Here is a 9,970-nt window from a genome sequence, read left to right as displayed (position 1 = left end):
CCTCTTTCCCTAGTCCCTAGTCCCTAGTCCCTAGCCCCTTCTTTTCACTTAATATAAGTTACAGGATAATCAGGATTAGCTGGATTACCCATCAACCGCTGATTTTTACAATCTACAAGCAAATCTAACTTCTCCAAAACCACCTGACCAATTAATACCTCATCCCCTGTCACCAGTGCATCCTCCGTAGTCCTACGCCCCTCAACTTCAATTAATATAGCCTCCGTTACTCCTACAGTTTCCTGACGACCATCAGCATACTTGACAAGCTGCTGTGCTATAATTCGTAAACCTAACTGCTCTACTATCTTTGCTGAAATTACTAGGTAAACTGAGCCTGTATCTACTAGACCTTCCGTTTCACACTCACGCAATAGCCGAGGTGCGAGCAAACCCCGACTGACTAGAGCTTCATCTATTGCATTTGTCAGCTTAACCTGAGTGTAAACTGCCCCCATGTTCTTAATTCCATCTAGTTCTAATTTATTTAATTCTTTCATATAAAATTACCTTTCGCTCTTTTCCTACTTAGATTATATGAGTTTTGCTAACTGAGACGCGATCGCACCTTTCTACCAGGAAATAGCGAGCCTACGGCGGACTTTGCCAACGCACCTCCCAGAAAACAAGCCCAGCAACCGCAAATAGTTTCTTTCCTCAAATAAATAGCAGTCAGTGCTAGTTTAGAAGTAGAGAGCGAAAAGCCTAACTCCCAAGGGATACAGCAAAAGTCGATCCAGCCGCAGCTCCCCTCATCGGGACAAACAACCGCAACAGTAATGTAAGAGGCAGATATGTCTAAATATGATTCCCAATTAAGATGCTCCTTTTGTGGCAAGTCGCAGGAGTATGTCCGTAAGTTAATTGCCGGGCCCGGCGTGTACATTTGCGATGAGTGTGTGGAACTGTGCAACGAAATTTTAGAAGAGGAGTTTTTTGACTCAAGCAAAGCTGCTGTGGGAACGTCTAACTCAGAGATGCGAGAATCTCTCTCAAACCCCACGCGATCGCAACCACGCAAACCCGGAAAGTCCAAAACCTCTACAACTGCCATTCTCAAACCAGTAGAAATCAAGCAACATTTGGACAACCACGTAATCGGCCAACACTCGGCGAAAAAAGTGCTTTCAGTGGCCGTTTACAACCACTACAAGCGTTTGAGTGTGGATCGAGATAAGGCTACCAAGCCTACCCCTGATGATGCCGTAGAACTCCAAAAATCCAATATCTTACTCGTTGGGCCCACAGGTTGCGGCAAAACCCTCCTTGCTCAAAGTTTGGCGCAAATGCTGGATGTTCCCTTTGCGGTAGCGGATGCAACGACGCTGACTGAAGCCGGCTATGTCGGTGATGATGTGGAAAATATCTTACTCAGACTGCTACAAGTGGCAGACTTTGATGTAGAAACTGCCCAACGCGGTATCATTTACATTGATGAAATTGACAAGATTGCCCGTAAAAGCGAAAACACTTCGATCACGCGCGATGTTTCCGGCGAAGGCGTACAGCAAGCTTTGCTGAAAATATTAGAAGGAACGGTAGTAAATGTCCCCCCTCAAGGTGGCCGCAAGCATCCTTACCAAGATTTTATTCAACTTGACACTAGCAAAATTCTATTTATCTGTGGCGGTGCTTTTGTTGGTTTGGAAAAAATAGTTGAACAGCGTCTTGGTAAGAAATCTTTGGGCTTTATTCAGCCCCAAGAAGCGGAAGGTATAGCTAATGGTATTCCGGCAAAGGATAAACGTGCAGCAGATATTTTGCAACACGCACAACCTGATGACTTAGTGAAGTTTGGCTTAATTCCTGAGTTTGTGGGACGGATGCCTGTTGTGACGGTGATTTCGCCCTTAGACGAGGCGGCTTTGATGGAGATATTAACTGAGCCCAAAAATGCGCTGGTTAAGCAATATCAAAAGCTGCTGAAGATGGACAATGTGCAGTTAGAATTTCAAGGGGATGCGCTGAAGGCGATCGCACAGGAGGCCTATCGTCGCAAAACTGGTGCGCGGGCTCTCCGCAGCATCTTGGAAGAGTTGATGCTGGATGTGATGTACGAGTTACCTTCCCGCAAGGATGTGGCTCGATGTACTATCACTAAGGAAATGGTGGAGAAGCGATCGACTGCGGAGTTGTTATGGCATCCCGCTTGGCGAAAACAGCACGAAACTGCTTAATTGTTAGTTAACAGTTAACGGTTAACCGTTAACTGTTACTAACTTTTTCTCCTTCACTTCCACAGGCGCACTTAACGCTTCTTCCAAATCAGCACATCCTAATTTTTCCTCTAAAATTGCCATCACTTCGCGGCCAAAATCATTAGAATTTCTTTGCCAAGCATCTAAACAAACTTGCCCAAAAAATGAACCCAAAGGTTCAGGATTCCACAACAACTTCCTGGCATTCCAAGGCATTAAACTCATTGGATCGTAACCAGGTTTGAGAATATCTTTCTTAAACGCATACTCTTCTAAAATAGTATGAGGCTGCAACCCAATAAAGAAAATTGCAGGTTCCACCTTATCAGCGCCAAAAATCCGTTCTAATTCCCGATGATAGGCAATAGTTTGGCGAATCGTATCAAAGGTTTCATCAATCACATTAAATGAGTAATTCACCGAAACCAAATCGTTAAAACCAGCCGCCTTCAAATCGCGGCAATTTTCCAAAACTACACGCAAATTATAACCCATTCGCATCTTCCTAACGAGTTCCTGGGAACCGCTAGTAATGCCAATTTCAAAGTAATTCATCCCCGTTTTTGCCATTAATTCGCACAACTGCGGCGTTAAGTTATCTGCGCGAATATAAGCGGCCCAGTGAATATCAGTCATCCCAGCATCAAGGATTTTCTGCAATAACTCAACAGCATCATCGATGTATTTACGTGCGGGGATAAATTGAGCGTCGGTAAACCAGAAATTACGAATGCCGCGATCGTATAGTTGCCGCATTTCTGCAACTACTTCATCCGCAGGATTAATCCGCACTTGTTTACCTTCAATTACTGTATAAATGCAGTAGCAGCAATTATGAGGACAGCCGCGTTTAGTTTGTACGCCAACGTAGAAATCTTGGTCTTGAAAGTAATACTGTAATTCCGGCCAGATGGTTTCAATGTAATCGTAATTACAAGCGGTTTTTTCAATATTGGCTGGCTTTTCGTGAATTAAGCGATCGCGCGGCGTAGTTTCGCCAACAATATAACACCGTTCGTTACTAAGATCCTCACCCCGCAACAATTTCTCTAACAGCGCCTCTCCCTCACCTACGGAGACAATTGTTCCTGCTGGTAAACTCCGGCCCAATTGCTCATAAAACACGCTTACAGCACCACCACCCACCACTAAACGTGCTTCGGGATGATATTTTTGGGCGCGTTTCAACCCCCGTTTAATTAACCCCAAATTGCGCCAAAGTTCCGCATAGTAGGAAGTCGCTAATCGCAGTCCCCCTAATGCGCCTCGCATCTTAATCAAAGGATTTTTAGCATAATAAAACTCAAAGGCATTCTGAAGCGGGTTCCCGCCTCTACCGCCAACTGGTGCGTAAATCTGAATATCTCGCCAGGAGAAAACTAGCAATGTTGGCTGAAATTCATCTACGCAAGCATCTAAGGCGCTATTAAAGTCTAAAGGAGGCACTGCACCCAGATCGAAAATCTTCTGTTTCACGTCTGGAAACAGCTTGTGAACATGATCCGAGAGGTAGACAACTCCAATTGGGAAAATGGGATTGCAAGGGAGACGAACGTAGAGAACTCGGTTTTCCATGATGTTTATTATATTGGAAATTTACGAATTTTAGAGGGTTATTGATTTGAACCTGGGGGAGGGTGACAACCCTCCCGAAACCCATGCCGGGTAAAGATTGAGCAAGGTTGTGGTAAAGTAAAGATAGGCAGCCTGTGTTGTTATAGACGTTTCCTATCTCAAAAATATCAGGAGTTCGGACAGGAAACCGACCGATCTGTGACGTTGCGATCGCTGCCACTGGAAGACTAGTTGAGCTCAAAGGCTATTGGAATGCTTCGGCAATTACTTCTTCAGCATTATGGTATTTACCACTGTTGAGTTTTTGTGGGATTAACTCGGCTTGTTCGGGTTTTAAGGTGATGTTCATAAGTCTTTATTCCCGGATTCAATCTATCTTAGATTATAGCATTGTATGGAAGTCTTGTCCAGAAGTACAATCTTACTATTAATTGGGTTGTGCTTTTAATTTGGCAGCCATCATTTCCAAAAGCTGTTTCTCACGATGGAGTTTTTCTTCTAAGGTTTGAATCTGTTCCCGCCGTGCTTCTATTTCTATAGCGCGGCGCGATAATTCTTGGCTTTGTAATGTTAAAATCTGTCTGCACTGTTCGGCTTTTTCACATTCTTGCTGTAAAAAATCTGGCGTAATTCCTTTAGTTAAATATTGCTGTACGAGTTTAAGTACCCATTCTGTTGCGTCTTTAATACTTGAAATTTCCTGATGCTCTGTAATCTCTACTAACACTAATATGCCTTCATTGAAGGTGTAGTTAAAACTTGAGTTGAGAATTGTATCTATAGTAAGGAAAACATTTTTTTCCCCAAGAATAGCCCAAGTATTGTCCGGTTGTTGGCAAGCCAGTAATCTTAAAGCTATTTGTCCTAAAATTTTTTCCTTTTCTACTTGAGCTAAGTGTAACATAGCTATTTTTCTGCCAATTATTAGGACTTAGCTATTCGTAACGCCGCCCTCTGGGCGGTAATTTTATTGCCAAAGGGCGGCGCTACGGTTTAAAATTGATTTATGCGATCGCGCAAAATTTCCGCCTGTTTCTCCGCTTCAGCTAAAGCATCTTTCGCACCTTGAACAACTTCTAAAGTAGCTTTTTCTACAAACTTAGGATTATTCAAACGTGCAGAAATAGATTTTGCTTCCGCTTCCACTTTGCCAAGTTTCTTCTCTAATTTAGCGCGTAAAGCTGCAATATCTACCACTCCCGCTAGAGGAATTATTACTTGCACAGTCCCTACAACTCCCGCAATAGATCCACCATCGCCCCCCTTAAGCAGCGGAGAATTAGGATCTAAACTCCGAGTAATAGTCAAGTTTTCAACCTTAGCTAAATCTTGAATGTACGATTCTGTTACTGTCAAGATTTGGCGTTCCTTCTCGCTTTCGCTTTGCAGAATTACTGTCACTTTAACGCTGGGTTTAATGTCAGAATCCGCTCGTAAGTTACGAATTGTTCTAATTGTACCAAATAACAACTCAAAGTGCTGTTCTAATTCAGCATCAATTAGAGATTTATCCGCCTCTGGATAAGCTTGCAAAGCGAGACATTCTTCTTCACCTTTTTGAGTGAGAGTATGCCAAATTTCCTCAGTAATATGGGGCATGAAAGGATGTAATAATTTTAAAATCCCTTCCAGTACATAAGCTAAAGTTTGCTGCACAACTTGCTTTGAGGTAGGATCGGCATCGGGTAGCAAGCGAGACTTAACTAACTCAATGTACCAGTCGCAAAAATCACCCCAAATAAACTCGTAAAGTCCCTTAGCAGCTTCTCCCAAACCGTAATTCTCGATATAGTTGCGAGTTGCTTCTACAGTTTGATGATAGCGAGAAAGAATCCAACCATCGCACAATTCTAAACCCTCTACAGGTGCACCCAATTGTTGCGGTGTCTTCCCTTCTAAACTGATCATCACAAACCGGGCCGCATTCCACATCTTATTAGTGAAATTACGCGACGCTTCCACAGTCGCCGACTCCTGAGTTTTGCGATTGTAATCCAGGCGTACATCTTGACCCGCACCCGCCGTTTCTCGCATTAAGGCATAACGCAAAGCATCAGTACCGTACTTATTAATTAAAATCAGCGGATCGATGCCATTACCAGCAGTTTTTGCTTGTTTCTTGCCATTTTCATCTAACATCAAACCGTGAATATAAACAGTTTTAAATGGCATTTTACCCGTAAAATGTCCCGCCATCATCGTCATTCTGGCAACCCAGAAAAAGATGATATCAAAACCAGTTGATAAAGTAGTGTTGGGGTAATATCTTGCTAAATCCTGTGTTTCCTCCGGCCATCCCATTGTCGAAAACGGCCATAGTCCCGATGAAAACCAAGTATCCAACACATCTGGATCTTGTTCGATCTTGACATTTTCCCCGAATTTTGCTTGAGCTTTTTCTTCTGCTTCCGCTTGATTTCTAGCAACCACAAAAGGTGTAGAATCAGTAATTTCTCCGCCAGTTTCGCTGATAGCATACCAAGCAGGAATTTGATGTCCCCACCATAATTGCCGCGAGATACACCAATCCTTAATTTTAACTAGCCAATCGCGATAAACTTTTGTCCAACGTGCAGGTATAAACTCTGGTTGATTTTCTTTATCCAGAAATTCTAAAGCAGTTTCAGACAGCGGTTGAATCTTGACAAACCACTGAGTTGACAGGAGGGGTTCAACTGGAACTTTACCGCGATCGCTATAAGGAACCTTATGCTTATACTCCTCAATTTTTACCAGAAAACCATCAGTTTCTAGCTGTTTAACAACATTCCTTCTGGCGGCAAATCTGTCTTGTCCTTGGAACGGGCCTGCATTTTCATTTAAGCTACCGTCTTTATTCATAATATTAATAAACGGCAACCCATGACGTTGACCCATTTCAAAGTCATTAGGATCGTGGGCGGGAGTGACTTTCACGCAACCAGTCCCGAAGGTTGGATCGACTAATTCATCGGCAAAAATAGGGATTTGGCGATTCATAATTGGCAGAGTTATAGTTTTGCCAATTAAATGTTTGTAGCGGTCATCATTAGGATTAACTGCAACTCCGGTATCACCTAACATTGTTTCGGGTCGAGTTGTCGCTACTTCCACATAGCCGCTACCATCAGTAAGAGGATAGCGGAAATGCCATAAATTACCGTTAACTTCTTTATTTTCTACTTCTAAATCTGATACGGCTGACTGACTGGCGGGACACCAGTTAACTAAATAATTACCGCGATAAATTAGCCCTTCTTCATAGAGTCGAATAAAAGCTTCTAATACTGCCTTTGATAAGCCTTCATCCATTGTGAAGCGTTCCCGCGACCAATCGGCGGACAATCCCAGCCGTCGCAGTTGATTAACTATTGTACCGCCGGATTCTGCTCTCCATTGCCAAGCTTTTTCTAGGAATTTCTCGCGGCCTAAATCGTAGCGAGTTTTGCCTTCAGCTTTGAGTTGTTTTTCGAGGATAGTTTGAACTGCGATGCTGGCGTGATCCGTACCGGGGAGACAAAGGGTATTATCGCCTTTCATGCGGTGATAGCGAATTAGTGCATCAATTAAGGAGTTATTGAAAGCGTGGCCCATGTGGAGGCTGCCGGTGACGTTTGGAGGTGGGATAATGATGCAATAAGGTTCGCCACCTTTTTCGGGGTCGGCTTTAAAAATTTGGTGGTCTTCCCAATATTTTTGCCACTTAGCTTCGGTGGCGAAGGGATCGTATTGAGGGGGTAGGTTGGGGGTCATTGGTAATTGGTAATTGTTAGTTGTTGGTTGTTGGTTGTTAGTTGTTAGTAATTGGTAGTTGGTAATTGGTAGTTGGTAGTTGGTAATTGGTAATTGCTTATTCAGGATTTATGCGCTATGAGCAGAGAAACAAACCGGGTTTTTATGGAATCTGTGGGCGGGAACGAAGTATTTTCGTAAAAAACCCGGTTTCTGGGTTCCTTGTTCTACAACTCACAACTAACAACTAACAATTACCAATATTTAGCTCCACATTCCTACACTTTCAGGGTTGCCGTCGGGATACATGGATATAGGAAGCTCGTTGTAAGTTGGCTCTGAATTTCCCTGACCATTATCTGTAGTTGGATAACCGTTATTTGCTCCGGGAACAGTCTCTTCTTCATCTCCTACATTATAAGAGTTATCTTCTACTTCTAAAGTATCGGGTGTAAATTCTAAACGCAACCTAACTTTTCCTTTTTTCCAGTTTTGCCCAGGACTTAAAAGTTCGCACTCTATGCCGTCAATAAACAATTCTTCGTCGGATATTTTTGACTGTAAGATGGTCATCAATTCGCTAACTTTGAACGTGCATTGAAACATTAAAGCGCTGGCACTGGCAGATAAAACATCGTCGCTATTGAGCAAATTATCTGTATTGTTCATGTTGATTGTCCTTGGTAATTATTTCATTTTGTCGGCGGTTAAGGCCGCGTTTATTGGGCGGTTGAAACCGCATCTACACAAACTAAACCCGCCTGCGCGGGTTTCAATGACTTTGATTAGAAAAACCAGCCGTAAGAATGAAGGCCCTTTCCTAATAGATTAACTCCTAAATAGCAGACCCAAACTACGAAAAATCCTGTTGCTGCTAAAATTGCAGGTTTTCGTCCTTGCCATCCGCGAGTGATGCGGGCGTGCAAATAGGCGGCAAATACTAACCAAGTGATTAGTGCCCAAGTTTCTTTCGGGTCCCAACTCCAGTAGGAACCCCAAGCTTCGTTAGCCCAAACTGCGCCGGCGATGATGCCAATGGTAAGTAGGGGAAATCCCAAACCAATGATACGATAGCTAATGTTATCGAGAGTTTCTGCTAAATTCAAGCGCTGAGGAGAGAGGAGTTCAGTTTTTGAAACGGGGGATGTTTGGGTTGCAACTAATTCTAAGACAGCGGTTTTGCTGTGACCATTGTTGTTAGAGGTTGCAGTGGTTGCAGGGGAAGTAAGTAGATTATCTTGTGGTTGAATTACGAGGTTTTCAGGGCGTTGGAGGTGGTTGTCACCGTTGCGGTTGCTGTTGGTTCCAAAAGAACTACCTGTGAGTATGATGTTTTGGCCGCGAGTGACGATCAGGAAGGCGATCGCTAGGAGTGCGCCTACCATTAAAGTTGCATAACTCAGCATCATCACGCTAACGTGCATCATCAGCCAGTTTGACTTGAGGGCGGGAACTAGGGGTTCCGCTGATTGCATGGTTTCGGGTAAAGTGAGGGTGGCAAAGGCTGAAATTGCCATTGCTACGGGGGATGTAGCTACTCCGACTAAGCGAGATCCGCTCATATTTTCAGCCAGGATGTGGATGGCTGTAATCCCCCAAACTAAGAAAAATAGGGATTCGTAAAGGTTGCTTAAGGGGAAATAACCGGCTTCTAGCCAGCGAGCCCCAAGCAAAGCTGCGATCGCAAGATTGGCGATCGCCATTCCCGCAGTACCTAAAGCTGACAGATAGGGGATACCAGGAAATGCTGCGCCTCCCCAGTAAATCAGCATGGTGGCGAAGAGAATGGCAAATGAGATATTATCCAGCGAGTTCTGGAGTGCAACCAGATCCATCAAAGAGTTCTCCTATGAAGTTTTAGTGTATCTATACCTAAGCATATCGATCCTACTGGGGAATGGGGCTTTTTGTTGTTGAACAAAGGGATTTTCTGCGATTGTGGGCTTTTTAGGGAATTATCCTAACAACATACTCAGCCTAGTTGCGATCGCTTAGCCCACTTATTAGTCCGAGTTGGAAAGGCACGCAATCAGGGGGCAAAGGTTCAGCTATTCTTTAGAATGGGCAGATGAATTTTGCGATCGCGTTGGTGAAGGATAGCAAGAAGGCGGTTCTAGGACTTATCACAGAAGTCGGAAGGCAAATTCAATAATTGCATTTTACTTAGGACTCCGGTTCTTCCGTATTTAGTATGCTAAATACGGAAGAACCATATTCCCAAAATCACAATCCTCTTAGATCATGGTTATCATCCTGAACATCTGACTATTGAATTACAATACTCCGGACAGTTTTGGAGTAGAGACGCGATCGCCCGTCCACAAAAAAGTAAGTAAAATTTGAATCTCAAAGGCAGAAAAAAAGACACTCTTTAGGTTAAGCTTAAAAAAACTGACTAGTTGCCTTAAACTTAGCCAAATATGAAGCCTATAATCGCCACTTGTCTGCCCATCCATTCGTGTTTTCGATGGCCTCTTATAAACGTC

Annotated in this window: 8 protein-coding genes; 1 reads left to right on the top strand and 7 read right to left on the bottom strand. The window is 43.5% G+C overall.

The window, feature by feature from the left end; genetic code table 11:
• Positions 1 to 44: 44 nt before the first annotated feature.
• A complete protein-coding gene (locus OSCI_RS10750; protein ID WP_007354961.1) occupies positions 45 to 500 on the bottom strand; it encodes an aspartyl protease family protein in 456 nt (151 codons plus the stop codon).
• Positions 501 to 794: 294 nt separating this feature from the next.
• On the opposite strand from OSCI_RS10750, the gene clpX reads away from it, so the two are divergent.
• The gene (gene clpX, locus OSCI_RS10745) at positions 795 to 2,177 is read left to right on the top strand and encodes an ATP-dependent protease ATP-binding subunit ClpX (protein ID WP_007354960.1); all 1,383 of its coding nucleotides are present in this window, start codon (positions 795 to 797) and stop codon (positions 2,175 to 2,177) included.
• Between the two features lie 21 nt (positions 2,178 to 2,198).
• On the opposite strand, the gene OSCI_RS10740 is transcribed toward clpX, so the two are convergent.
• The 6 genes from OSCI_RS10740 to ccsB form a co-directional block, all read right to left on the bottom strand.
• A complete protein-coding gene (locus OSCI_RS10740) occupies positions 2,199 to 3,773 on the bottom strand; it encodes a photosystem II high light acclimation radical SAM protein (RefSeq protein ID WP_007354959.1) in 1,575 nt (524 codons plus the stop codon).
• Between the two features lie 244 nt (positions 3,774 to 4,017).
• On the bottom strand, positions 4,018 to 4,122 hold the full coding sequence (locus OSCI_RS32430; protein ID WP_019486883.1) for a ribbon-helix-helix domain-containing protein: 105 nt from the start codon (positions 4,120 to 4,122) through the stop codon (positions 4,018 to 4,020).
• A gap of 78 nt (positions 4,123 to 4,200) precedes the next feature.
• Complete coding sequence (locus tag OSCI_RS10735) at positions 4,201 to 4,677, bottom strand: hypothetical protein (protein WP_007354958.1); 477 nt, start codon at positions 4,675 to 4,677, stop codon at positions 4,201 to 4,203.
• Between the two features lie 89 nt (positions 4,678 to 4,766).
• A complete protein-coding gene (locus tag OSCI_RS10730) occupies positions 4,767 to 7,505 on the bottom strand; it encodes a valine--tRNA ligase (protein ID WP_007354957.1) in 2,739 nt (912 codons plus the stop codon).
• A 243-nt stretch (positions 7,506 to 7,748) separates the two neighbouring features.
• Positions 7,749 to 8,153 carry a KGK domain-containing protein gene (locus tag OSCI_RS10725; RefSeq protein WP_007354956.1) on the bottom strand — a complete coding sequence of 135 codons (405 nt, stop codon included), beginning with the start codon at positions 8,151 to 8,153 and terminating at the stop codon, positions 7,749 to 7,751.
• 116 nt (positions 8,154 to 8,269) lie between these two features.
• Entirely contained in the window at positions 8,270 to 9,319 is a 1,050-nt protein-coding gene (gene ccsB / locus OSCI_RS10720) for a c-type cytochrome biogenesis protein CcsB (protein ID WP_007354955.1), read from the bottom strand.
• Positions 9,320 to 9,970: the final 651 nt, after the last annotated feature.

It is taken from the genome of Kamptonema sp. PCC 6506 (assembly GCF_000180455.1).
Lineage (GTDB): Bacteria > Cyanobacteriota > Cyanobacteriia > Cyanobacteriales > Microcoleaceae > Kamptonema > Kamptonema formosum.
Note: the sequence above shows the minus strand (reverse complement) of the source record. Positions and strands in the feature narration are given on the sequence as shown.

Bases quoted from the DNA above. Each gene is read 5' to 3' on its own strand.
- OSCI_RS10725 (WP_007354956.1), bottom strand. From the start codon at position 8,153: ATGAACAATACAGATAATTTGCTCAATAGCGACGATGTTTTATCTGCC.
- OSCI_RS10730 (WP_007354957.1), bottom strand. From the start codon at position 7,505: ATGACCCCCAACCTACCCCCTCAATACGATCCCTTCGCCACCGAAGCT.
- OSCI_RS10750 (WP_007354961.1), bottom strand. From the start codon at position 500: ATGAAAGAATTAAATAAATTAGAACTAGATGGAATTAAGAACATGGGG.
- OSCI_RS32430 (WP_019486883.1), bottom strand. From the start codon at position 4,122: ATGAACATCACCTTAAAACCCGAACAAGCCGAGTTAATCCCACAAAAA.
- clpX (WP_007354960.1), top strand. From the start codon at position 795: ATGTCTAAATATGATTCCCAATTAAGATGCTCCTTTTGTGGCAAGTCG.
- OSCI_RS10740 (WP_007354959.1), bottom strand. From the start codon at position 3,773: ATGGAAAACCGAGTTCTCTACGTTCGTCTCCCTTGCAATCCCATTTTC.
- OSCI_RS10735 (WP_007354958.1), bottom strand. From the start codon at position 4,677: ATGTTACACTTAGCTCAAGTAGAAAAGGAAAAAATTTTAGGACAAATA.
- ccsB (WP_007354955.1), bottom strand. From the start codon at position 9,319: ATGGATCTGGTTGCACTCCAGAACTCGCTGGATAATATCTCATTTGCC.